At 75.3% G+C, this 22,305-nt stretch carries 23 protein-coding genes; 8 read left to right on the forward strand and 15 right to left on the reverse strand.

Features of this window, described 5'->3' with window-relative positions; genetic code table 11:
* Positions 1-11 precede the first annotated feature (11 nt).
* The 3 genes from KPL59_RS23830 to KPL59_RS23840 all read right to left on the reverse strand — a co-directional run bounded on the left by KPL59_RS23830 (position 12) and on the right by KPL59_RS23840 (position 2,075).
* Positions 12-995, reverse strand: coding sequence for an alpha/beta hydrolase (locus KPL59_RS23830; protein WP_226362016.1), 984 nt, complete (start codon positions 993-995; stop codon positions 12-14).
* Complete coding sequence (locus tag KPL59_RS23835; protein WP_226352386.1) at positions 992-1,441, reverse strand: MarR family winged helix-turn-helix transcriptional regulator; 450 nt, start codon at positions 1,439-1,441, stop codon at positions 992-994. Before KPL59_RS23835 ends, KPL59_RS23830 begins: the two co-directional genes overlap by 4 nt.
* Before the next feature lie 103 nt (positions 1,442-1,544).
* Entirely contained in the window at positions 1,545-2,075 is a 531-nt protein-coding gene (locus KPL59_RS23840) for a GNAT family N-acetyltransferase (protein WP_226352387.1), read from the reverse strand.
* Positions 2,076-2,128: 53 nt separating this feature from the next.
* Here KPL59_RS23840 and KPL59_RS23845 point away from each other — a divergent pair, with 53 nt between their 5' ends.
* Both KPL59_RS23845 and KPL59_RS23850 read left to right on the forward strand, forming a co-directional pair.
* The gene (locus tag KPL59_RS23845) at positions 2,129-3,427 is read left to right on the forward strand and encodes an MFS transporter (protein WP_226362017.1); all 1,299 of its coding nucleotides are present in this window, start codon (positions 2,129-2,131) and stop codon (positions 3,425-3,427) included.
* Positions 3,428-3,549: 122 nt separating this feature from the next.
* A complete protein-coding gene (locus KPL59_RS23850) occupies positions 3,550-4,929 on the forward strand; it encodes a ParB/Srx family N-terminal domain-containing protein (RefSeq protein ID WP_226362018.1) in 1,380 nt (459 codons plus the stop codon).
* A 50-nt stretch (positions 4,930-4,979) separates the two neighbouring features.
* Here the strand turns inward: KPL59_RS23850 and KPL59_RS23855 are convergent, their stop codons facing one another.
* Positions 4,980-5,999 carry a hypothetical protein gene (locus KPL59_RS23855; protein WP_226362019.1) on the reverse strand — a complete coding sequence of 340 codons (1,020 nt, stop codon included), beginning with the start codon at positions 5,997-5,999 and terminating at the stop codon, positions 4,980-4,982.
* A 170-nt stretch (positions 6,000-6,169) separates the two neighbouring features.
* Here KPL59_RS23855 and KPL59_RS23860 point away from each other — a divergent pair, with 170 nt between their 5' ends.
* Entirely contained in the window at positions 6,170-6,511 is a 342-nt protein-coding gene (locus tag KPL59_RS23860) for a hypothetical protein (protein WP_226352391.1), read from the forward strand.
* Entirely contained in the window at positions 6,511-7,065 is a 555-nt protein-coding gene (locus KPL59_RS23865; RefSeq protein ID WP_226352392.1) for a DUF3558 family protein, read from the forward strand. The genes KPL59_RS23860 and KPL59_RS23865 overlap by 1 nt, the downstream gene beginning before the upstream one ends.
* 2 nt (positions 7,066-7,067) lie before the next feature.
* Here KPL59_RS23865 and KPL59_RS23870 read toward each other — a convergent pair whose 3' ends face one another.
* The 5 genes from KPL59_RS23870 to KPL59_RS23890 all read right to left on the reverse strand — a co-directional run bounded on the left by KPL59_RS23870 (position 7,068) and on the right by KPL59_RS23890 (position 11,070).
* Positions 7,068-7,496 (reverse strand): pyridoxamine 5'-phosphate oxidase family protein, encoded by a 429-nt coding sequence (locus KPL59_RS23870; RefSeq protein WP_226352393.1) that lies wholly within the window; start codon positions 7,494-7,496, stop codon positions 7,068-7,070.
* Positions 7,497-7,513: 17 nt separating this feature from the next.
* The gene (locus tag KPL59_RS23875; RefSeq protein WP_020622404.1) at positions 7,514-7,909 is read right to left on the reverse strand and encodes a transglycosylase family protein; all 396 of its coding nucleotides are present in this window, start codon (positions 7,907-7,909) and stop codon (positions 7,514-7,516) included.
* Between the two features lie 198 nt (positions 7,910-8,107).
* Positions 8,108-9,328, reverse strand: a complete 1,221-nt coding sequence (locus KPL59_RS23880) for an MFS transporter (RefSeq protein WP_226362020.1) — start codon at positions 9,326-9,328, stop codon at positions 8,108-8,110.
* A gap of 150 nt (positions 9,329-9,478) precedes the next feature.
* On the reverse strand, positions 9,479-10,393 hold the full coding sequence (locus tag KPL59_RS23885) for an alpha/beta hydrolase (protein WP_226352395.1): 915 nt from the start codon (positions 10,391-10,393) through the stop codon (positions 9,479-9,481).
* A gap of 41 nt (positions 10,394-10,434) precedes the next feature.
* On the reverse strand, positions 10,435-11,070 hold the full coding sequence (locus KPL59_RS23890; RefSeq protein ID WP_226352396.1) for a DUF1275 family protein: 636 nt from the start codon (positions 11,068-11,070) through the stop codon (positions 10,435-10,437).
* A gap of 46 nt (positions 11,071-11,116) precedes the next feature.
* Between KPL59_RS23890 and KPL59_RS23895 the strand changes: the two genes are divergently transcribed.
* On the forward strand, positions 11,117-11,611 hold the full coding sequence (locus KPL59_RS23895) for a hypothetical protein (RefSeq protein WP_226352397.1): 495 nt from the start codon (positions 11,117-11,119) through the stop codon (positions 11,609-11,611).
* A 141-nt stretch (positions 11,612-11,752) separates the two neighbouring features.
* Here the strand turns inward: KPL59_RS23895 and KPL59_RS23900 are convergent, their stop codons facing one another.
* The 6 genes from KPL59_RS23900 to KPL59_RS23925 form a co-directional block, all read right to left on the reverse strand.
* Complete coding sequence (locus tag KPL59_RS23900) at positions 11,753-12,244, reverse strand: DNA starvation/stationary phase protection protein (protein ID WP_060714524.1); 492 nt, start codon at positions 12,242-12,244, stop codon at positions 11,753-11,755.
* A 178-nt stretch (positions 12,245-12,422) separates the two neighbouring features.
* Complete coding sequence (locus tag KPL59_RS23905; protein WP_226362021.1) at positions 12,423-13,466, reverse strand: LLM class flavin-dependent oxidoreductase; 1,044 nt, start codon at positions 13,464-13,466, stop codon at positions 12,423-12,425.
* On the reverse strand, positions 13,463-14,353 hold the full coding sequence (locus KPL59_RS23910) for a hypothetical protein (protein WP_226362022.1): 891 nt from the start codon (positions 14,351-14,353) through the stop codon (positions 13,463-13,465). The genes KPL59_RS23905 and KPL59_RS23910 overlap by 4 nt, the downstream gene beginning before the upstream one ends.
* Positions 14,354-14,428: 75 nt before the next feature.
* Complete coding sequence (locus KPL59_RS23915; RefSeq protein ID WP_226362023.1) at positions 14,429-16,234, reverse strand: NAD(P)/FAD-dependent oxidoreductase; 1,806 nt, start codon at positions 16,232-16,234, stop codon at positions 14,429-14,431.
* Between the two features lie 186 nt (positions 16,235-16,420).
* Positions 16,421-17,254, reverse strand: a complete 834-nt coding sequence (locus KPL59_RS23920; RefSeq protein ID WP_226352399.1) for a DUF1684 domain-containing protein — start codon at positions 17,252-17,254, stop codon at positions 16,421-16,423.
* Between the two features lie 52 nt (positions 17,255-17,306).
* A complete protein-coding gene (locus tag KPL59_RS23925; RefSeq protein WP_020622541.1) occupies positions 17,307-18,134 on the reverse strand; it encodes a hypothetical protein in 828 nt (275 codons plus the stop codon).
* 98 nt (positions 18,135-18,232) lie between these two features.
* Here KPL59_RS23925 and KPL59_RS23930 point away from each other — a divergent pair, with 98 nt between their 5' ends.
* From KPL59_RS23930 to KPL59_RS23940, 3 genes are read left to right on the forward strand one after another with little or no spacing between them, the layout of a single operon-like run.
* Entirely contained in the window at positions 18,233-20,128 is a 1,896-nt protein-coding gene (locus KPL59_RS23930; RefSeq protein WP_226362024.1) for a hypothetical protein, read from the forward strand.
* A 46-nt stretch (positions 20,129-20,174) separates the two neighbouring features.
* Entirely contained in the window at positions 20,175-21,482 is a 1,308-nt protein-coding gene (gene dinB, locus KPL59_RS23935; RefSeq protein WP_226352401.1) for a DNA polymerase IV, read from the forward strand.
* A gap of 49 nt (positions 21,483-21,531) precedes the next feature.
* Positions 21,532-22,260 carry a Clp protease N-terminal domain-containing protein gene (locus KPL59_RS23940; protein ID WP_226352402.1) on the forward strand — a complete coding sequence of 243 codons (729 nt, stop codon included), beginning with the start codon at positions 21,532-21,534 and terminating at the stop codon, positions 22,258-22,260.
* Positions 22,261-22,305: the final 45 nt, after the last annotated feature.

Consider the following 22,305-nt stretch of genomic DNA (forward strand, 5'->3'; position numbering starts at 1 on the left):
GCGGTCGCGGTCTAGTCCCGCTCGCCCGCACCGTCGACGAGCCGCCGCAGCCAGTCGCGGCGGGCGGCCCGGGCACGCCCGGCCACGGTCGACCCCGGTACGAACAGGTCGAACCCGTGGACCGCGCCGGGCCACACGTGCAGCTCGGCGTCGCCGCCCGCCGCCCAGATCCGGCACGCCCAGTCGACGGTCTCGTCGCGGAACGTCTCTGCCGAGCCCACCTCCAGGTAGGTCGGGGGCAGTCCGGCGAGGTCCACCGCCCGGGCGGGGGCCGCGTACGGCGTCGCCGGCCGTCCGGCGAGAACGGCGTCCCATGCGGTGCGGTTGGTGACGTCGTCCCACACCCCGTGCCCGTGCATCTGTGCCGCCGAGACGCCGGCGGCGCGGTCGTCGAGCATCGGGTAGAGCAACAGCTGCCCGCGGACGGCGACCTCCCCCGTGTCCCGGGCCCGCAGGGCCACCCCGGCGGCGAGGTTCGCACCGGCGCTGCCTCCGTACAGGACCAGGCTCCGTGGGTCGCCGCCGATCTCCTCGGCGTGCCCGGCGACCCAGGTCAGTGCGGTCCAGGTGTCGTCGTGGGCCGCAGGGAAGGGATGCTCGGGCGCGAGCCGGTAGTCCACCGAGACGACGACGGCCCCGGCCGCGCCGATCGAGGCGGCGAGGTCGAGCACACCGGGCAGCCCGAGCAGGCCGCTGCCCGCCACCAGACCGCCGCCGTGCGTGGTGACCAGCACCGGACACCCTCCGGTGGCACCGGCCGGGGTGGCGACCAGCACGTCGACCCCCGCAGCCCCCTGCGGTCCCGGGACGGTCCGGCGGGTGAGGCGGAACCGGGTGTCGGCGGCAACGTCGTCGAAGGAGGGGGTCATGGCCTCGAGCACGGCACGCTGGTCGTGCAGCGTCGCCGCGGTCATCCCGACGGCGACGGCCGGGCGTCCGGCCCGCGCCAGCGCTGCGCTCAGCTCGGGGTCGATGGGTGGGGCGGTGATGCTCATGACGTGCTCCTGTCCGCGGAGGCGGGTAGCGAGATCCGGATCCGCTCGGTGAGGGCGGCCGCAGCCGCGAGGAAGGGGCCGACGTCGATGCCCGCGTCGGCGGCCGCACCGTGGAAGGCCTCGGTGAGCAGGGCTGCTCCGTCGGCTTCGACCGTGCGCCCGGCGGCGGTGAGCTCCACCCGTCGTCGACGGCCGTGCCCCGGGTCGTCGGTGACCGCGCACCAGCCCTGCTCGATCAGACCGGGCAGCATCCGGCTGACCGCGGCGTCGCCGATCCCGAGCCGCACGGCGAGGGCGTGCTGGGTGGAGGTGCCCTCCTGGCGCAACGCGCGCAGGACGCGGTATCGGGCGAACGACATCGCCGTGCGGGAGCCGAGCAGGGCCTCGGCGGACCGGCTCAGCTCGGCGGCCAGTTCATGGATCGTGACGGCGGGATCGTCGGACACACCTTAATGTTGCTGCATCAATATTGATACGTAAAGATATGACGTGGGCGAGCTCCCGCATCGGACGACGAGCGGCGAGGGCCCGCACACTCCCCCGACGGGCTCAGTCCCGGGGGCCGTCCGGCGGGGCCTCGACCAGCGCCCGCCGGAACCAGGTCACGTCGCGCCACGCACCGAGCTTCCAGCCGACCCCGCGGAACGTGCCGACCTCGGTGAAGCCCAGCGCGCGGTGCAGGGCGGCGCTCGCCTGGTTCGGCTCGGTCATCCCGGCGACGGCGACGACCATGCCGCGCGCGACGAGCTCGGTGAACAGCGCCTCGTACAGCGCTCGGCCCACACCCCGGCCGCGGGCCTCGGGGGCCAGGTAGACCGAGACCTCGCAGGTCCGCCCGTAGGCTGCGCGGGACTTCCAAGGCCCGCCGTAGGCGTAGCCGAGCACCGCGCCGCCGGGACCGACCGCGACGAGCCAGGCGTGACGCTCCTGGGCGGCCGCGATCCGCTCGGCCATCTCGACCGGACCGGGCGGCTCGATCTCGAAGCTGATCGCGGTGTCGCGGACGTAGGGGGCGTAGACGGCGGCGCAGGCGTCGGCGTCCTCGGCGGTCGCCGCGCGGACGAGGGGTGGGGTCGGCACGGACACAGGGAATCACGGTGCATCGGTGGCCGTCGCGGGTGAGGATCGCCGGTGTGCTCCTGTCGATCGTGCTCGGACTCCTCTTCGGCCTCGCCGGCACGTCGACGTCGGGGGTGACGGTCGCGCTCCCGCACCTGGCCGCCGACCTCGGGGTCGGGACCGCGACCGCGACCTGGATGGTCAGCGGGTACGCCGTCGCGCTGGCCGTGGCGACGCCGGTGCACGGACGGCTCGCCGACGCCGTCGGGATCCGGGCCCCGCTGTGCATCGGAGCGGGCCTGCTCGGGCTGGGGGCACTCGCCGCCGCGGCGGCGCCGAACTTCGGGCTGCTGATGACCGCCCGGATCGTGCAGGGGATCGGAGCCGCGGCGATCCCGGTGCTGGCCTCGGCGCTGCTCTCGGCCCGGATCCCGCCGGAGCGACGCGGCGGCGCGCTGGGACGGCTGGCCGGGACCTCCGCCGCGTTGTCCGCGCTCGGGCCACTGATCGGCGGGGCGCTGACGACGGTGGGCGGGTGGCGGGCCGCGGTCGCACTGCCCGCGCTGGCGCTGCTCGCCCTCCCCTACCTGTGGCGGCACTCGGTGGTCCGTGGCGACGGCGCCCGGGTGGACCTGGCGGGCGCGGTGATCGTCGCGACCGCGGTGACCGGCCTGGTGCTGCTGGTGCAGTCGCCCGGCGCCGGTGCGGTCGCGGCCGTCGCCGGTGGGGTGCTGCTCGCCGTCGGCGTGCCCATGACGGCGCTGTGGGTGCGGGCCCGTCCCGACGGGTTCCTGCCACGCGGGGTGGTCGGGAACGCGACGGTGGTGCGCAGCTCGCTGTGCGCGTCGGTGGTGCCGGCCAGCTGGTTCGCGCTGCTGCTGGGCATCCCGCTGGAGCTCGCCGAGCGCGGCTGGAGCCCGCTGTCCACCGGGCTGGTGCTGGTGCCCTCGGCGGTGGTGGCGCTGGCGTGCCCGGCGGCGTCGGCGTTCCTGCAGACCCGGATCGGAGCACACCGGACACTCACCCTGGCCTGCGCGACGACCGTCGTCGGGCTGGTGCTCGGCGTGGCCGGGGTGGCGACCCACCTGCCGTGGGTGCTGGCGCTCGCCCCGATGCTGGTGACGCTGGCGTTCGGCACCGGCCAGCCCGCGATGATCGCCTCGGTCGGTGCCGCGGTGTCGCAGGACCGGCGCAGCGGCGCGATCGGGGTCGCGACGCTGTGCTTCCTCACCGGCGCCGGGATCGGGGCGGCGGTGATCGGCGGGTTCGCCGCCGTCCTCGGGCTGAGCGCGGCGCTGGCGCTTCTGCTGGTGCTGCCCGTCGCCGGGACCGCGGTGCAGCTGGTCGCGGGGCGCCGGCCCGGGACGGCGTGATCGTTCACCCGCGCGCCACCCCGACGACGCCGGGTGGTCGCCGGGGCGTCCGCTCCGGCCGCGATCGTCCCCGTTCGGGTGATCACCGTGCCGGACCGGCCGGGCCCGAACGAGGAGTGCCCGTGTCCCGAACCGCCGTCCGCACCGTCCTCGTCGCGACCGTCGCGGCGCTCGTCGTGGGTGCGACGACCGGCGCCGCCGCAGCGCCGCTCGCCGCGCCGGCAGCAGTGCCGTCCGCAGCACAGACAGCAGTGCCGTCCGCAGTGCCACCGATCGCCCCGTCTGCCGCGCAGGCCCGCGAGGGCGACCTGCTGGAGGTGCGGCTGCGCGACCTGCGGCCCACCCAGCCGAACATCGGCCACGACCAGATCCACTACAAGCTGGGCCGCTACGCGGGTACGAAGGACACCGACCGCGGCACGCCGAACAAGCGGTTCGACGACTGGTGCGAGGCCGACGGGCGGGGCGAGGCCGCCGAGGACGGACCGGGCGCCACGCTGCGCGACCCGTCGTCGTTCCGGTGCACGATCGCGACCGGTGCGGAGACTCCGGCGTCGCTCGCGGCGATGAAGACCGTCGTCGTCGGGCCCGGGAACGCGCTGTACCTGACCGACGGCCACCACACGACGACGTCACTGCTGGAGACCGCCGACGGCGGACCCGACGTGCGGGTCCGGATGCGGGTGCAGGCGAACCTGTCCCGGCTGACGCCGGCCGCGTTCTGGGCGCAGATGCAGGCCCGCTCCTGGGTGTGGCTGCGCACCGCCGACGGCACCACCATCACCCCGCAGCAGCTCCCCGACCGGATCGGGCTGGCGCTGCTGCCCGACGACCCCTACCGCGGGCTCGTCTACTTCACCCGCGACATCGGCTACGCCCCGCCCGCCGATGCCCCGGAGTACCTGGAGTTCTTCTGGGCCTCCTGGCTGCGCACCCGGATCGACCTGGGCCGCTACGACCTGCACGACCCGGCCTCGTACCTGCGCGCGGTGAAGGACGCCTCGCAGCTGATGTCCTCGACGCCGGGCGACACCGAGATCGCGCCCGGCCGGACCGCGGACCAGCTCGGCCGGATGGCCCGCTGGAACGACGGCAAGGCCGCCGACAAGGGCGAGTTCGGCGACCTGTCCCGCCCGATCACCGCCCCGAAGCCCGGCAAGGTCGCCTACGCCGTCGACTCCCGCAACCGGGTCCCGGCCACGCCGGCGTGCACCCGCACCGTGACCGGGGCGTACACCGGTCCGCTGACCGTCGGCTCGGGGGCGCTCTGCCTGGATCGGGCGCGGGTCCGCGGGCCGGTCACGGTGACCGGCGGCGCGAGCCTGGTGCTGCGCGGGTCCGACGTGACCGGCCCGGTGACCGCCACCCGGGCCCGTGTCGTCGAGGTGTGCGGGGCCCGGGTGACCGGGCCGGTCGTCGTGCGGGGCAGCACCGAGCGGACGCGGGTCGGCGGCTGGGCCTGCACCCCGAACGAGGTGCGCGGCCCGGTCGTCGTCGGCTGAGCGTCACCGACGCCCGGCTCGGCGATCGGCGGCCCGACCCACCAGCGCGCTCAGCGCCCCGCCCCGATCGAGCGCCGGACCTCCTCGGTGTAGAGCCGGCGCAGCTCCGCGATCCGGGTGGCCCCGACCAGCCGCGGGTCGGTGCCGGGGTTCTCCCGGGTGACGACGTCGTCGAGCCACACCCGGAAGCAGCCGTGCAGCCCGCGGACCAGCCCGTCGAGCAGGCACGACGCCGGCTCGAGCGGGTCCAGCACGGTCGAGACCGCCCGGTGGCCGTGCTCGGGGTGCGGGGCCTGCTCCGGGCACACGACGAACCAGCCCTGCCGGGCCAGGACGGCCTCCTGGAACAGGTCGAGGACCACCTCCTCCTCGGCGGCCCCGGCGAGGGTGCACAGCACGTGCCGGGCCACCGCGAGGTCCTCGTGTCCGATGGCCTCGGCGAGCGCGACGACGTCGGGCACCGCATGCCCGACCCGCTCCGCGACGACCGCGGCGGAGGCCCGCAGCCAGCGCAGGGTCGCGACGGCGGCCGCGTTCGGCTCGACCGACGTCACGATCGCGGGCGGCCCGAGCGGGTCGTCGTGCAGCAGCGAGTGGGCGACGAGGAGCTGCTCGGCCGGGGCGTCGCACCGCGGGTGGGCGACGGCCTGGGCGGAGCGGCCGGTGAGGACGCCGTCGTCGGCGTCGAGGACGGCGTCGGTCTCGGCGCGGACGTCGGCGACGACGGCGTCGCGGAACGCCCGCCCCGGTGCCCGCGCCACGATCCGGCCGAGCAGGTGCGCGGTCTCGACACAGCCGTCCTCCATGACGCGCAGCAGGTCCCCGACCGGCTGGTTCGGGTGGCGGACCGCCGCGGCCAGCTCCGCCGGGTCGATCTCGTGCGCGGCCTGGTCGGCGTAGGCGGCCCACAGGTGCCTCGACAGGGCGCTCAGCGCGGTCGCGGTGCGGCGGGCCAGGGAGTGGTCGAGGGTCCGCGGGACGCGGGCGGCCCGGTGGGCGACAGCGCCGTCGCCGGTGGACCAGCAGGCGACGATCGTCGAGGCGACCGGGTCGTGGGCGTAGGTGGTCATGCGGCTTGGACGACGCCGGGTGCGACTCGGTTCCGCCGGGTCCGCGATCGGGCACCGGTGGCCGCGCCCGTGGTGGGTGGGTATCCGTGGATCAGGAGCGGCACCATCACTCTCGCCGGGAATCGGCTGATCCGCCCCGGGCGAACACGAACACCGACTATGCTCGCCCGGTGACGCTCAGCCCGGAGCAGCAGCGGTCGTTCGAAGGCCTCATCTCCCAGGTCAGCGCGGACAACGTCCTCGCGGTGGCACGCGTGCTCCGTACCCGGGCCGACGACATGGAGTCGATGCTCAACGCCAGTCTCAACGGCCTCGACCTCAGACCTTGCGCCGAGGATCCTGTGTCCCTCGACGCCCGCGACCTCTTCCAGCGGAAGATCGACCACATCCTGGCCGGGCACTGGGCCCACTGTGCCGAGCTCCGCGCAGCCCACACGGCCCTGCGCGCGACGGCGCTGGAGTACGGCGTCACCGACACCGATCTTGCACGTGAGTTCGGGGACGACTCGTGATGCGCACCCGGCTGGTCATCGGGCTGGCCGTCACCGTGCTCCTCACCGGCTGCGGAGGCGCTGCCCGCCACGACGAGCAGGACCGGCCGGTGTCGTTCCCGTCTCGGCCGTTCGAACTGGACGTCACGACGGTGGACCCGTGCGACGGCCTCGCTCCATCGGATCGCGATCGCCTCGGCGTCCGGACGACGAAACCCGGCACGAGCCAGGACGGCACGTCGAACGACTGCACATGGAGCACCCGCGACGGTCTGGGCTACACACTCCAGACCTTCCACGTCGATGCAGCTCAGGCTTTCGAGCCCGGCAGCTCCGAGATCGTCGAGGTCGCGGGGTTCGGCGCCGTCCAGCGATCGCTGGCTGCCCCGGGGACGGGTCTACCGCTCTGTCAGCTCGTGCTCGACGTCGCCGACACCGCGTCGCTCCGTGCTCAGGTCCAGGTCACACCGCTGGCCGAGACGGGCGGGGCGTACACCGGCAGGTCGATCTGTGACCGTCTCCGTGGCGAGGCCTCGCGGATGATGGCGAATCTGCGCGCGGCCCACGCCGGCTGACCTCAGCGGTTCCCGACCACCCGTTCCGGCGCCACGAGCACCGCGGCCCGCCGCTGCTCGGCCATCACCCGGTCGTACTCGCCCCAGTCGTCGTGGGTGCCGCCGCAGGCGACGAACACGTCCCGGAGAAGCTGCGGGACGTCGACGCCGTCGCGCGGGTCGTCCGGCCCAATGATCTCCGAGTTGCCCTCGACGGCCACCCAGCGCCACCCGGCCCGCCAGTGCAGCGACGTCGCGGGTCGCGCGCGCAACGCCGTCAGCTTGACGAGGCCGTAGGTGACGTAGGCGGCCACCGGGGCGCCGGTCACGGGGTGGTCGAGCACGCCCGCGTTGACCAGCGAGGTGTGCGGGCGTCCGTCGGCGCGGACGACCGCGACGGTGCACAGCCCGGAGTCCTCGGCGACGATCCGCCGTACCGCGTCCAGATCCATGCGACCAGTGTGGCCGCTCAGCGCCAGCCGAGCTTCTCGGTGCACGCGGGCCAGGCCTTCCAGCCCTGCTCGTCCTGCACCTTCTTCGCGATCTCGATCTGCTGGGCCTTGGTCGCCTGCTCGGCGCTCGGGGCGTACTTCCGGCCGCCGAACTCCTTCCAGGTCGACGGCGTGAACTGCAGTCCGCCCTTGAACCCGTTGCCGGTGTCGGCGTCCCAGTTCCCGGTGCTCTCGCAGTGCGCGAGCTTGTCCCAGGTGGCGGTCCGCTCGACCGACGGCGCGGCCGACGACGTCGACTCGGCCGCCGCCGCGGTCCCCACGACGCCCAGCGGAGCCGCCGCCACCGCGGCGAACGCGCTGATCCGGGCGACCTTACGGCCGGTCTCGGTGGGCTTGCGGTGTCGTCCAGCCATCGTCGTTCCTCTACCTCGGGGAGCAGGTGCCGCCCGGGCCGGAGTACGGGGAGGGCCCGGAGCGGCCGACACCGTAACCACGCCGAGACCACTCGTCACAACCCGTGACACCCGCCGACGCGGAGTAGGCGACGAGTGGTCGCCTGGCCGCGTTCACCGACGGACGGGGTAACGCATACCCGTCGGGCCGTCCGCCGATCAGCTGCCGCGGGTCGGCGCGGGGACCGGTTCGCCCGTCGCGGGGACGGGGACGCGACGGCCCAGCACCGCCGCGACGACGGCGAGCACCGCGACGACGCCGCCGTACACCAGCGCCGTGGGCCGCAGCTCCCCCAGCGTCGCGGCGACGCCCGCGACCATCGCCGGCACCGAGAACGCCAGGTAGGCGAGCGTGTAGAGGGCCGCGAAGAGCTCGCCGCGCTCGTGCGGGGCGGCGAGCGTGGACATCGTCCCGAACGTGGCGTAGGCGGCCGAGCCGAAACCCAGCCCGGCGACGACCGCGCCGACGGCGGCGAGCGCGAGCACTCCGGTGAGCACCCCGGCCAGCGTGACGACGGTGCCGGCGGCGAGCAGCCAGGCCGCCGGGACGAGCAGCGTCACCGGGACGCGCCCGCGCAGCGCGAAGGCCGTCACCGCGCCGGGCGTGACGAGCGCGACGACGGTGAGCCCGCCGACCAGGTGGTCGCGCACACCGAACACCTGCGCGACCACCGAGCCCCCGAGCGAGAGGTAGAGCCCGGCGAGCGCCCAGCTCGCCAGCAGGATCGGCACGATCACGGCGAACCCGGACCGCACCCGCGGCGGCACCCCGACCCGCGGGCGCAGCGACGCGAGCGCCCCCGGCCGACGGTCGATGGTCTCCGGGATCAGGGCGACCAGCACGGCGGCCAGGACCAGGCCGGCGAGCAGCAGCGCCCAGACCAGGCGGGTCGGCGCGGGCGCGTACTCGACGAGCAGGCCGCAGCCCAGCGCCCCGACGGCGAGACCGGACAGCGGCGCCGTGCCGTTGACCACGCCGGCGCGCTCGGGCCGGTCACCGCGGGCGGCGAGATCGACCAGCGTCGCGGGCAGCGTCGCCGTCGCCGCGCCGGTCGCGACGCCCTGGACGACGCGCGCGACCAGGAGCCAGCCGACGCCGTCGGCCAGCAGGAACAGCACCAGGGACACGGCCTCCAGCGCGATCGCACCGAGCAGCACCGGCTTGCGCCCGATGTGGTCCGACAGCGACCCGGCGACGAGCAGGGCGGCGATCAGCGCGAGGACGTAGACCGCGAACACCGTGGTGAGCGTGAACTCGCTGAAGGCGAAGCTCTCCTGGTACACGACGTAGAGCGGGGACGGCGCGGACGACGCGGCGAGGAACCAGACGAACGTCGCGGCGACGACGGCGAACGCCACCGGCGGGGACAGGCGGGGCACGGTGCTCCTCGGGTCGGACGGCCTTCTGAGCATCCGCAACGACCGGCCCGGGACCGGCATTCCCCGACCTCCCCGGCGCCCCCGCCCACCCCGCCCCGCACGACGACGCCGCGGGCTCGGCGCACGGGGAGGAGCGGGTGCGGGGGTGGGTCAGGCCAGAGCGGTGCGCAGGGCGGCGCCCGCCTCGTCGAGCAGGGCACGGCTGTCGTCGACCGCGGCGCCGAACTGCAGGAACCCGTGGATCATGCCCGGCGACTCGCGCAGCTCCGCCTTCACCCCCGCGGCGTTCAGCGCCGCGGCGTAGGCAGCGCCCTGGTCGCGGAGCGGGTCGAATTCCGCGGTGACGACCAGCGCGGGCGGCAGCCCGGACAGGTCGGTGGCACGGGCCGGAGACATCCGCGGGTCGCGCAGGTCCTTCTCGTCGGTGAGGTAGTGGCCCATGAACCACTCCATCATGGCCCGGGTCAGCAGCGGACCCTGTGCGTTCTCGGTCATCGACGGGCTCTCGTCGGCACCGTCGACGGCCGGGTAGACCAGCAGCTGGAACCGCAGGTCGGGACCGTGGTCGCGAGCGTGCTGGGCGACGACCGCCGACAGGTTCCCGCCCGCGGAGTCGCCGCCGACGGCGATGCGGGCCGGGTCGCCGTCGAACTCCGCGGCGTGGGCGTGCACCCAGTCCAGGGCGGTGACGGCGTCGTCGACGGCCGCGGGGAACCGGTGCTCGGGCGCGAGCCGGTAGTCGACCGAGACGACGACCGCGCCGGACCGGTTGGCCAGCGACCGGCACACCGGGTCGTGGCTGTCGAGGTCGCCGATCACCCAGCCCCCACCGTGGTAGAAGACCAGGATCGGGAACGGGCCGGTGCCCTCGGGCGTGTAGATGCGGACCGGTACGTCACCGGCGCGGTCGTCGCGGACCGCCGCGACCGGCTCGGGCGGGCCGGACACCGCGGCCATCCCCCGGAGCATGGCCCGGTTCTGCTCGACGGTCATGGTCTCCGGCGGGTCACCGCCCTGCTCGGCCAAGAGCGTCAGGAGGGCTTCCACCTGCGGGTGCAGCGGCACGGTCGGTACTCCTTCTACGTCGTCCCACGAGTGGCGGGGTCCTACGGGGCGGCGGGCCCCACCCGACCATCCTGCACCCGCCGGGCGCCGACGGCGTGGACGACGACGGCCGCCCCGGCGAGCAGCGCCGCCACCGCGGGCACGGCGGGCCGCAGGTGCTCCAGCAGGAGCCCGCCCGCGACGGCCCCGAGCACCAGCGCGCCGAGCTGGCGCAGCGCCGACCATCGCCGCCCGTCGCCGGTGACCAGGTCGGCGACCGCACCGGTCAGGGTGCCGGTCATGTAGGTCGTGGACTCCCCGAGCAGCCGGGCGACGCTGCTCTGTCCACCCATCGCGACCGCGGCCCCGGCCAGCAGCGGCAGCGTCGCGGCGGACGCGAGCAGCCACGCGACGGCGAGTGCGACCAGCACGACCAGCTCGGCCAGCAGCGGCGCGGACACCGCGTCCCGCCGCCACCGCCGGTGCAGCGACCACAGACCGACCCCGGCGACGAAGCCCGCCACCGCGACCGCCGGTGGGAGCAGCTCGACCGGGTCGGCGACGGCGACGGCATGCCCCGCCGTCACGAGGTTGCCGGTGACGACGCCGGCGAAGGCGCCACCCAGGGCGACCACCGCCCAGACGTCCACCACCCCGGCGCAGGCGGCCAGCAACGCGAGGACGATCGCACGGTTCACCGGATGATCCTCCCGCGGCGGCCACCGGAGGTGGCACGCTGGGCGGGTGCAGCTGCGTGCCACCTCCGTTCCGGCCGGGCTGCTCCGCGTGCGCTACGAGGTCACCGCCGACGGCAGAGCCGTGACCGGGTGGAGCGCACGGGCCTGGCAGGCCCACCGGGACCTCGTCATCGACGGGCATCCCTACGCGCTGCGCTCGGAGGGGATCGCCCGGTTCGCACTGGAGGGCGACGTCCGCGCCCGCATCCAGCGCTCGGTCGACCATCCGGACGGGCCGCTGTCGCGCCCTCGGTGGACGGTCGAGGTCGGCGACCTGGCCTACCGGCTCAGCGGCTCGGGGGTCGGGCACCGGTTCGCGCTGCTCACCACGGCCGACGCGGTCAACGAGGCGGGCCGGGTGTGGCGGGCCGGCGCGCTGCGGCCGCGTTACGGCGCGGACCTGCCCGATGCGCTGCCACTGCCGGTCGGGGTGTTCGTGCTGTGGGCGGCGATGGCGATCTGGCGGGCGACGGTCACCGCGGCCGCGACGGCGGTGCAGTGACCCACCGCGGATCTCACGCCGCAGATCTCACGCTGCGGATCTCACACCGCAGGCCTCACGCTCCGGGCCTCACGCCTGCGGACGCACGACGGCCCCGGACGCCGTGGTGGGGACGTCCGGGGCCGGTGTGGTGGGTGCTGCTCAGACCTCGCCGCGGTAGCCGGCGGCCTGGGCCTGCCACATCCAGCGGGCCTCCTCCAGCGCGCGGCCCAGCTCGATGAGCAGGTCCTCCGTGAGCGGGTCGGCCTTGCCGGCCTGCTCGATCCGCGGACGCAGCCGGTCGACGACGGCGTCGACGGTCGCCGAGATGGTCAGCACCGTGTCCTGGTCGGACACGTAGCCCGCCGGGTACTCCGGCAGCCCGGTGTCGCGGCCGACCGTCCTCGCGCGACCGTCGGGGGCGACGCCGATGGCGGCGGCACGCTCGGCGACCGAGTCGCCGTGCTCGCGCGCCAGGTCGACGAGCTCGTCGAGGTGCAGGTGGATGTCACGGAACTGCTTGCCGACGAGGTTCCAGTGCGCCTGCTTGGCGACCAGGGACAGGTCGACGAGGTCGACCAGGGTCTCCTGCAGCACGCGGCCGGTGATGTCGGTGGCGCCGCCGTCGAGCGGGCTGGTGATCGGGGTGGCCATGGTGCTCACCGCTCCTTCCGATGTCGGTTCGGGACGTACCGGGAGTGCCCCGACCGTGGGGCGCCCACACCCGTTCGTGATCCGTCCGACAACCGGTGAGGCGTGCCTGACCTGGGGAGAGTCGAGCCTACGAGCGCCGCGTGGGTAGTCCGAGCAGCGGCGCGCCGCCGCCGTGTGCTCACCCCGCGGCCCGGGCCAGCTCGACGGCCCGCGCCAGGGTGCCGAGTCGTTCGTCGAGCGTCTCGCCCGCGGGGTAGAGCCGGACGGTGTCGACGCCTGCGGCGGCCCAGTCCCGCAGCCGCGCGCCGACCCGCTCGTGGGTGCCGATCAGCGTCGTCCCCAGCACCATCTCGTCGGTGACCAGGGCCGCGGCGCCGGCCCGGTCCCCGCGCTGCCAGGCGGCGCGGACGGCGTCGGCGCGCTCGCCCCAGCCCTGGCGCCGGTAGGCGTCGTAGTAGAAGTTCCGCTCGGCGGTGCCCATCCCGCCGAGGCTGAACGCGATGCCGGGGCGGCGGGCGTCGGCCATCGCCGCCTGCTCGGCCTCGTCGGCGGCGAAGGCGACCTCGGCGCCCTGGCAGACCTCGATCGCGGACCGGGCCCGCCCGGCCGCGCGCAGACCGGTGTCGAGGTGGGTGAGGTAGGCCTCGGCGCCCTCCGGGACGAAGCTCGTGCCCAGCCAGCCGTCGGCGACCCGCCCGGTGAGCTCCAGCATCCGCGGGGACAGCGCCGCGACGAACACCGGCAGGTCCGGCACGGGCGTCGTCGACAGCCGCATCGGGCGGCCCTCGCCGCCGGGCAGCGGGATCGCGACGGTCTCGCCGTCGTAGTCGATGCGCTCCCCCGCGCAGGCGGCCCGGACCACCTCGATCGTCTCACGCAGCCGGGTGAGCGGGCGCGCGAACGGCACCCCGTGCAGGCCCTCGATCACCTGCGGGCCGGACGCGCCGAGGCCGAGCAGGAACCGGCCCTGTGACATGTCGTGCAGGGTCAGCGCCGCCTGGGCGACCGCGACCGGCGATCGGGTGCCGACCTGGATCACCCCGGAGCCGAGCCGGATCCGCTCGGTGCGGGCGGCGAGGTAGCCCAGCGCCGACGGCGCGTCCGACCCCCACGCCTCGGCGACCCAGCAGTCGTCGAGACCGAGCCGTTCGGCCTCGACGACGAACTCGACGGTCTCGCGCCAGTCGCCGCCGGAGGCCTCCACCGTCGTGGCGGTCCTCATCGGGCGTCCCGGACGAGCCCGACCGGGCCGTGCGCGGGCACGTCCCCGGCCGCGAGCACCGCCGACGCCATCGGCGCCAGCAGCGCGGCGAGCTCGGCGGTCCGGTCCGCGCCGAGGGCGGCCCACGGGCGGGCGGCGGCCCGGTCGGTGAGCCGTTCGATCTCGTCGTGCTCCTGCGCGCCCGCGGCGGTGAGCGCACCGGTGGCGTCGACCCAGCCGCGGGCACGCAGGTCCTGCGCACCGGCCGCCCAGGTCTCGGGGTCGAACCCGCGGGCGGTGCGCAGCCACTCGCCGTCGGTCTCCCCGGCGGCGATCTTGAGGTGGTGCGCGGCGACCGGGCCGACGCCCCGCGCGACCAGGACGGCGACGTGGCCGTCCCCGCGGTGCTCTCGCAGCGTCGTCGTCGCCTGCCAGAGGGTCTCGAGGTCGCCGTCGGGGCGGGGCAGTGCGGCGTTCGCGGCGGCGAGGACGCGGCCGTCGACGTCGACCTCCCCGGCGGCCGCCCAGGCCAGCTCCGCGGCCCGGCGCAGCGCGGCCGGGTCGGCGGCCGGGCCGGCACCGTCGAGACCGGACCGGCGCAGTGCGGCGGTGGCACCGGCGAGGCGGGCCGCGAGCGCCGCAGCGGAGGTGCCGAGCGACCAGACCGCGGGCAGTGCGCGGGCGACCATCGACGGGTGGAAGCCGTGGAACGCGGCCGTCACGGGTGCCGCGCCGACCGGCCCCAGTGGCGCGGCACGCATCGCGAAGTAGCCCCGCCAGAACCCGCGGAACCCGGCGGCCCCGGCGGCGGCCTGCGCCTCGGGGGCGAAGTAGACGACGTCGTGGACCGGCTCGAGCTCGGCCCAGAGCGCCCGGGTGGACGGCACCGCGCCGTCGGAGGTGGTCACCCGCGCAACGCTAGTACGGGGTGGCCGCGCGCGATCCCGGCGCGCGGCCACCCCGGTGGCTCTCCTGCTCGGCGGTCAGGAGAGGTGGTGCCGCTCCTGCAGCCCGTAGACGGGGGTGTCGATGCCCGCCTCCCGCGCCTTGAGCTGCAGCGCCAGGTACAGCGAGTAGAACCGGCTCTGGTGCAGGTTCCCGCCGTGGAACCACAGGTTCTGCTGCTGGGTGGGCTTCCACATGTTGCGCTGCTCGCCCTCCCAGGGACCCGGGTCCTTGGTCGTGTCCGAGCCCAGGCCCCACACCTTGCCGACCGTGTCCGCGACGTCCTGGCCGACGATGTCGGCGGCCAGGCCGTTCATCGACCGGTAGCCGGTCGCGAAGACGACGAGGTCGGCGTCGAGCTCGGTGCCGTCGGCGAGCTTCACGCCCTTCTCGGTGAACTCCTGCATCTGGCCGCGGACCAGCTTCACCTCGCCGTCGGCGACGAGCTCGGCGGCGCCGACGTCGATGTAGTAGCCCGAGCCGCGGCGCAGGTACTTCATGAACAGGCCGGAGTCGTCGTCGCCGAAGTCCAGCTCGAACCCGGCGGCGGCCAGCCGCCGGTAGTAGTCCGCGTCGACCTCGCGGGCCTTGTCGTAGGCGGGCTTCTGGAAGGTGTGCATGATCCGGTAGGGGATCGACGCGAAGATCATGTCCGCGGTGTGGGTGTCGACGCCCGCCTTGACCGCGCGCTCGGAGTAGAGGTCGCCCAGCCCGTACTCCATCAGCGTGTCGGACTTGATGATGTGGGTCGACGAGCGCTGCACCATGGTGACGTCGGCGCCGACCTCCCACAGCGACCCGCAGATGTCGAAGGCGGAGTTGTTCGAGCCGATGACCACGACCTTCTTGCCCCGGTAGGCGTCCGGGCCGGGGTGCTGCGACGAGTGCTGCACCTCGCCGCGGAACTGCTCCTGCCCGGGGAAGTCGGGGATGTTCGGCTTGCCGGAGACGCCGAGCGCGATCACGAGCTGGCGCGGGCGCAGGGTGATCCGCTCGCCCGCCCTGTCGACGACGACGCGCCAGCGACCGGACGCCTCGTCGAACTCCGCGCTGTTCGCGGTGGTGGAGCCCCAGTAGTTCAGCTCCATGATCCGCGTGTAGAACTCCAGCCAGTCGCCGATCTTGTCCTTCGGCGCGAACACCGGCCAGTTGTCCGGGAACTTCAGGTACGGCAGGTGGTCGTACCAGACCGGGTCGTGCAGGGCGAGGCTCTTGTAGCGCTTGCGCCAGGAGTCGCCGGGCCGCTCGTTGCGCTCGACGATGATCGTGTCGACACCGAGCTGGCGCAGCCGGGCGCCCAGCGCGATGCCGCCCTGCCCGCCGCCGATGATCACGACCTCGGGGTCGCGGGTGTGGCCCAGCTCGGCCAGCTCGGCGTCGCGGCGTTCCTTCCAGGTGACCCGGGCGGGGTTGGCGCCGTGTTCGGTGCCGAGCGGCCGGTTCTCCCCGCGGGGCTCCTCGTGGCCTTTCAGCTCGTCGAGGGTGGTGAGCAGGGTCCACGCCTTCCCGTCGACGATGCGGACGTGCCCGGAGCCGCGCCCGACGGCGGTCTCGAACGTGAACCACCCCTCGGTGACACCGCCGGCCTCGGTCGGCTCGGCGGAGAGCGCCCAGTGCGACGGGTCGGTCGGGTCCAGGGTGTGGGTCAGCAGGTCCCGGATGCCGTCGTGGTGCTCGACGGTCTTCAGGTTCCAGGTGAACGCGACCAGGTCGCGCCAGTAGCTCTCGTCGGCGAACAGCCCGACGGCGCGGTCGATGTCGCGGGCGGACAGGGCGTCGGCGAAGGCGGTGAGCCAGCCCTCCGCGGTCGTGCGTGCCGCCGTCTTCTCCTGCGTGGTCGTCACGGGCACCTCCAGCGAGCGGTTCGCCACGACCGTGGCGGCGCTCGCCGTCCTGCCGCGGTCGTCGGGGCAACGACCGGAGTGAACACCACCCGCGTGACCCACGACACCGGTTGCGGGGAGGTTGCAACCGCCGCGGCGTGCCGTCGGCCCGGCACACGCTCCCCGTGTGCCGGGCCGCCCCTCGCCTCAGACCTGGTCGGGCCGCGACGGGGTCCGCTCACCCGCCTCCACCGGCACGTCCAGGGTGTTCCCGGCCGGCGGCAGCGGGCAGGTGGCGTACGCGGTGAACGCGCAGGGCAGGTTCACCACCCGGTTCAGGTCGAGGCGCAGGGTCCCGTCCGGGGCGGGGTCGTCGGTGCGCAGGATGCGCCCGCCGCCGTAGGTGGTGTCCCCGGAGGTGGCGTCGCGGAAGTGCAGGGACAGGCCCCCGTCCTTGCCTGCCAGCGCCACCAGTCGCTGCGGGCGGCCCGCCCAGGTGAAGGCGACCTCGCCGACGGCGGTCGGGAAGTGCTGCAGGCCGGCGACGACGGCGTCCACGGTGACGGTGCGCGGTGCGTCGTAGGGGGTAAACACCGCGTCGACGACCGCGGCCGGGTCGTAACCCCAGGCCGGGACACCGGTGAAGGCGGTCCGGGTGACCGCCCTCGGGTCGCGCACGCGCAGCGCATAGGAGTCGGTGCGCCGCGCGATCTCGACGACCCGCTCCCCCACGGTGACCATCACCCCGGGTGCGCCGTCCACCGGGTGCAGGTGCGCCGTGCCGTCGAGCGGCGCGTCGGTGCCGGGCAGGACGACGCCGTCGGCCGCCTCGGCGGTGACCGCGACCGCGTCCGGGCCCGCGACCCGCCAGGTGCCGGGCAGCCCCGGCAGCCCGCCCTCGCCGTCGTCGAGCCAGTGCAGGGCGGTCAGCGACAGCCAGCCGTGCGGCTCGGCCAGGGTCCGCTCGCGGTCGGCGCGCCAGGTGTCGTGCGCGGCGCGCTCGGTGCTCTCGGTCGTCGCGGAGGTCCAGGTGCTCGTCATGTGGGGGCAACACCGACTCCGGCCGTGGCTGTTCCCCGCTCGGGGGCCCGGCTCAGTGCACCCGGCGGCGCACCGACTCCGGGTCGGGACGGGTCAGCACGACCACCCCGGCCAGCGCGACCAGCACCCCGGCGAGCGCGGCGCCCTCCCAGCCCGGCCGGATCCGGTCGCCGAGCAGCGCGAGCCCGACGACACCCGGCACCACGACCTCGGTCACCGACAGCACCGCCGTCGCCGGACCGACGGCGCCGTCCTGCAGGGCGCGGGCGAAGGCCAGCACCCCGAGCACGCCCATCGCGACGACGCCGTACACCAGCGGGTCGAGCAGCAGGCTGCCCGCGGTCTCCCAGCGCAGCGGCCCGGGGTGAATGGCCCGCACGGCCAGCGCGGTACCGCCGAACCCGAGCCCGGCCAGCAGCGCCAGCAGCATCGGCCGCCCGGCCCGCCACACGAACGGTGCGGCGGCGAGGATCAGCACGAACGACACCAGCAGGACCGGGGTGGCTACGGGGGGCAGCGCGTCCGGACGGTCCGGCTCGGCGCTCGCGGCCACCACGACCAGGCCTGCGAGCACCGCCAGGACGGCCCACCGGTCGCGCCGGATCAGGTTCCACGGGTTCCAGCCGTGGTCGGCCAGCGTGGTCAGCGCGATCGCGCCGGCGAGGATCGACTGGACCGCGAAGACCGGCAGGTAGCGCAGCGCGACCACGGTGAGCACCCACGCCAGGATGTCGGCGAACAGCCCGGCGAGGAACCACGGCTGCAGCCACACCGGCCGCCCGTACTTCGCCAGCCGGCTCCCGCGGGCCTCCCAGAGGGCGGCGACGGTGTTGCCGGCCATGGCGGCCGCGGCCGCGAGCAGGGCGAGGAGTGTGGTCATGTCCCGGCCATCCTGCCTGCCGAGCCGGTGGCCCGCTCCGGACACGCCGATCCGTGGCCGTGGGTGTGGCCGGCCCGCCGGGCGTGCACACTCGGGCCATGCGCATGCGGTTCGGCCCGGACTCCGACGACGAGTTCCACGCGGCCGCCCAGGAACTGCTCGACGGGTTCGCGGCGTGGCTCACCGAGAACGAGGTGGACGCCGAGCCGATGTCGGCGGAGCTGTTGCTGCAGTACAAGTGGCTGGCGGCGGACGGTGACCTCGCGGACTGGCCCCTGGAGCACGTCGAGACCTTCCTCGACGGCTGGTGCCCGCACGTCGTGCTGGAGCACCGGCTGCCGGTGCGTCTGGTGCCCGCGAGCGTCGCGGCGTTCATCGAGTACCTCGACGAACGGGGGCTGCTCGCCCCGGGCGGGCCGCGGCCGTCGCAGGTGCGGCGGCTGTGCGGGGAGTACGTGCAGGAGTACGAGGAGCTGGAGGCCGGAGCCGGGTCCCCGCTGCTGACCGAGCTGGGCGACGACCCGGACCCGGTGCGGATCCCCTCGCCCGCCGACCGGGCGGCGTCCGCGGCGCAGGCCCGGATCCTGCACGACGCCCGCGCGCTGGCCGCCTGGTGCGGCGACCGCGGCAGGCCGCTGACCGCGACCGGCAACCTGCGGCTGGCCGACGCGCGGGAGCTGGTGGACCTGCTCGGCACCGGCGACGAGCCGGACCGCTACGGCCGCCTCGACCGCTCCACCCGGCTGCGGACGCTCACCTGGGTGCTGGAGACCAGCGTGCGCGCGGGCGCGGTGCGCCGGGAGAAGGGCAGGCTGGTGGCCGTGCCACGGTTCGCCGGGCTCGACGACACCACCGCCCACGAGGACCTCGTGCTGGCCGCCCGCGACGTGGGCGCGCTCTCGACCGGCTGGCCGCGTGCCGTCGTCGACGACGGGACCGACCCCGACCGCCCGGCCGGCTCGTCGGCCCACCCGTCGCTGCCCGCACCGCTCGAGGACGTGGTCCTCGGGTTCGACGACGAGGCCCCGGTGCCGGGGGCCGGGATCGACGACGAGACGATCGAGGCGCTGCTCGGCGCCGGGGACGGCCCGCCATCGGAGGACGCGACCCCGGCCCTGCTGTTCCTGCTGCGCCACGTCGAGGACGGCGTCGACCACGACGACCTGTGCCACGCCCTGGACGTGCTGCTCGACTGGACCGAGGAGCAGCCCGGCGACACCGGCGTCGCCGAGGGCCGGGCGCAGCTGCTGCTGGAGCAGCTGGAGCGGCTCGGCGTCGTCGCCTGGACCGGCTCGCGGACCGAGCCCGACGACCTGGTCGGCCAGGTGCGGGTCGGCGGGATCGTGCAGCTGACCCCCGGTGGGGTCGCCTGCGCGCTGCTGCTGCTCGCCGCCGAGGACCTGCACTACCCGACCCGCCCGGACCCGGCGGTCGCCTCGGCCGCGGAGATCGTCGAGCTGGCCGGAGAGGTCGCGCCGGACGAGTGGCGCCGCGACATCGACGCCTGGCACGCCGCGCAGCCCGACCCGGCCCGCGCGGTCGCGGACTTCGTGGCCGCCGCGCTCGCGCCGGGACAGTCGCTGCTGGTCGCGCTCACCGCGACCGGGGTGGCCGCGGACCGGTTCGGCGCCGACACCGTCGACACCCTGCTGCGCGAGCACCTCGACGGCCCGCACCGCGGGATGGTGGCCCGCCGGCTCGTCGCGCGCGGGGAGCTGGACCCCGACGCCGTCGAGCCGGAGCTCCTGCTGGTCGCCTCGGTCGACGTGCTGGCCGTCGCGCTGGACACCGTCGACGCCGAGGACTGGCCGGACGCGTTCGCCGCCGAGTTCCCGCCCGAGTCCCTCGACGTGTTCGACATGCTGTGGCAGCTCGACCATCCCCGGGTCGGCGACGTGCTCGCCGCGCTGGGCGAGCACCACCCCGACGCCGCGGTGGCGAAGGCCGCCCGGCGGGCCCGCGAGCGCTGGCGCAGCCGGACCGGGGGCTCCTGAGCCACCACACCGAGCCCTCGCCGTCGCCCCGGCCGCATGCGAACATGTGTTCGTGCGCGGCCTGGCCACCATCCTGCATGCCGACCTGGACTCGTTCTACGCGTCGGTCGAGCAGCGCGACGACCCGCGGCTGCGCGGGCGGCCGGTGATCGTGGGCGGCGGTGTCGTGCTGGCGGCCAGCTACCAGGCGAAGGCCTACGGCGTGCGGACCGCGATGAACGGGCGCCAGGCGCGGGCGCTGTGCCCGCAGGCGATCGTCGTGCCGCCGCGGATGGCGGCCTACTCCGAGGCGAGCCGCGCGGTGTTCGCGCTGTTCCGCGACACGACCCCGGAGGTCGAGGGGCTGTCCATCGACGAGGCGTTCCTGGAGGTCGGCGGTCTGGAGAGGATCGTGGGGACCCCCCGGGAGATCGCGACGCGGCTGCGCGAGCGGGTGGCCGGGGAGGCGGGTCTGCCGATCAGCGTCGGCGTGGCCCGCACGAAGTTCCTCGCGAAGGTGGCCAGCGGGGCGTCGAAGCCCGACGGGTTGCTGGTCGTCCACCCCGACCGGGAACGGGAGTTCCTGCACCCGCTGCCGGTGCGCAGCCTGTGGGGCGTCGGCGCGGTGACCGCGGCCCGGCTGCACGAGGTCGGGGTGCGGACCGTCGCCGACGTCGCGGCGCTGGGCGAGGCGGCGCTGGTCTCCTACCTGGGACCCGGCGCCGGCCGCCACCTGCACGCCCTGGCCCACCTGCAGGACCCCCGGCCGGTGGACACCCACCGGACCCGCCGGTCGATCGGGTCGCAGCGGGCCCTGGGCCGGCGCCCGCGCACGGACGCCGAGCTGGACGGCATCCTGGCCTCGACCGTCGACCGGCTGGCCCGGCGACTGCGCGCCCCTCGCGGGTCCGACCGCGACGAGCCGGACGGGACCGCCGACCCGTTCGACGCCGCCGAATCGGGCGGCGATCCGGCGGACACCGGCGCGATCGGCACTCCCGCCGGCGGCCGGGTCTGCCGCACCGTCGTGCTGAGGGTGCGGTTCGGCGACTACGCCCGCATCACGCGCTCGCACACCCTGCCGGTCGCGACCGCCCACACCCCGACGATCCTGTCCGCGGCACGACGACTGCTCGTCGACGCGCTGCCCGAGATCCACGGCCGCGGGATCACCCTGCTCGGCCTGTCGCTGACCAACCTCGACCGCGACGACGCCCTGCAGCTGGAGCTGCCGCTCGACGCGCACGCCGGACCCGCCCTGGACACCGCGCTCGACGCCGTCCGGAGCCGGTTCGGATCGGCCTCGGTCGGCCGCGCCAGCCGCCTCGGCCACGACGAGGGCCTGCAGGTGCCGCTGCTGCCCGAGCACGAATGACCGTCAACCCAGTGTTGACGGATCGCCTGCGTCAACTTACGGTTGACGCATGGGAACTCCGACGCCTCCGGGCACCACCGTCCGTCTCGACGACCTCATCCGAGCCATCACCGCCGTCCACCAGGACCCCCTGGAGCAGCTGTCCGACGCAGTGCTCGCCGGCGACCACCTCGGCGAGGTGGCCGACCACCTGATCGGCCACTTCGTGGACCAGGCGCGGCGATCCGGCGCCTCGTGGACCGAGATCGGCCGCAGCATGGGGGTGTCCAAGCAGGCCGCGCAGAAGCGGTTCGTGCCCCGCGCCGACCCCGGGACCGACATGGCGGGCGGCTTCGAGCGCTTCACCCCGCGGGCGCGGGCCGTCGTCGTCGCCGCCCAGGAGTCGGCCCGTGCGGCCGGCAACGACCGGATCACGCCGGAGCACCTGCTCCTCGGCGTGCTCTCCGAGACCCGTGGGCTCGCGGTGCTGCTGCTGACCGGGCTCGGCACCGACACCGCGGCGCTGGGCGAGGCCGCCACCGCCGCGCTGCCCGCCCCCGCGGACACCCTCCCCGCCCTCATCCCGTTCGACCCGGACGCGAAGAAGACCCTGGAGCTGACGTTCCGCCACGCGCTGCGGCTGGGACACAACTACGTCGGCACCGAGCACGTCCTGCTCGCGCTGCTGGAGACCGAGGACGGCGACGGCGTCCTGTCCGCGGCCGGTGTCGAGGCCGCCCGCGTCGAGGAGGCGCTGGCCCAGGCACTCGCCGCGATGGCGGACCCCGAGACATCGTGACTCCTCGGCGATCAGCACGTTTCCGCCCCGCGGAGGGCCGCATCG

It is taken from the genome of Pseudonocardia sp. ICBG1142, from assembly GCF_020496255.1.
In the GTDB taxonomy this organism is placed as follows: Bacteria; Actinomycetota; Actinomycetes; order Mycobacteriales; family Pseudonocardiaceae; genus Pseudonocardia.

Bases quoted from the DNA above. Each gene is read 5' to 3' on its own strand.
- KPL59_RS23830 (WP_226362016.1), bottom strand. From the start codon at position 995: ATGAGCATCACCGCCCCACCCATCGACCCCGAGCTGAGCGCAGCGCTG.
- KPL59_RS23925 (WP_020622541.1), bottom strand. From the start codon at position 18,134: ATGACCACACTCCTCGCCCTGCTCGCGGCCGCGGCCGCCATGGCCGGC.
- KPL59_RS23900 (WP_060714524.1), bottom strand. From the start codon at position 12,244: ATGGCCACCCCGATCACCAGCCCGCTCGACGGCGGCGCCACCGACATC.
- KPL59_RS23930 (WP_226362024.1), top strand. From the start codon at position 18,233: ATGCGCATGCGGTTCGGCCCGGACTCCGACGACGAGTTCCACGCGGCC.
- KPL59_RS23905 (WP_226362021.1), bottom strand. From the start codon at position 13,466: ATGAGGACCGCCACGACGGTGGAGGCCTCCGGCGGCGACTGGCGCGAG.
- KPL59_RS23870 (WP_226352393.1), bottom strand. From the start codon at position 7,496: ATGGATCTGGACGCGGTACGGCGGATCGTCGCCGAGGACTCCGGGCTG.
- KPL59_RS23855 (WP_226362019.1), bottom strand. From the start codon at position 5,999: ATGACCACCTACGCCCACGACCCGGTCGCCTCGACGATCGTCGCCTGC.
- KPL59_RS23875 (WP_020622404.1), bottom strand. From the start codon at position 7,909: ATGGCTGGACGACACCGCAAGCCCACCGAGACCGGCCGTAAGGTCGCC.
- KPL59_RS23940 (WP_226352402.1), top strand. From the start codon at position 21,532: ATGGGAACTCCGACGCCTCCGGGCACCACCGTCCGTCTCGACGACCTC.
- KPL59_RS23865 (WP_226352392.1), top strand. From the start codon at position 6,511: ATGCGCACCCGGCTGGTCATCGGGCTGGCCGTCACCGTGCTCCTCACC.
- KPL59_RS23920 (WP_226352399.1), bottom strand. From the start codon at position 17,254: ATGACGAGCACCTGGACCTCCGCGACGACCGAGAGCACCGAGCGCGCC.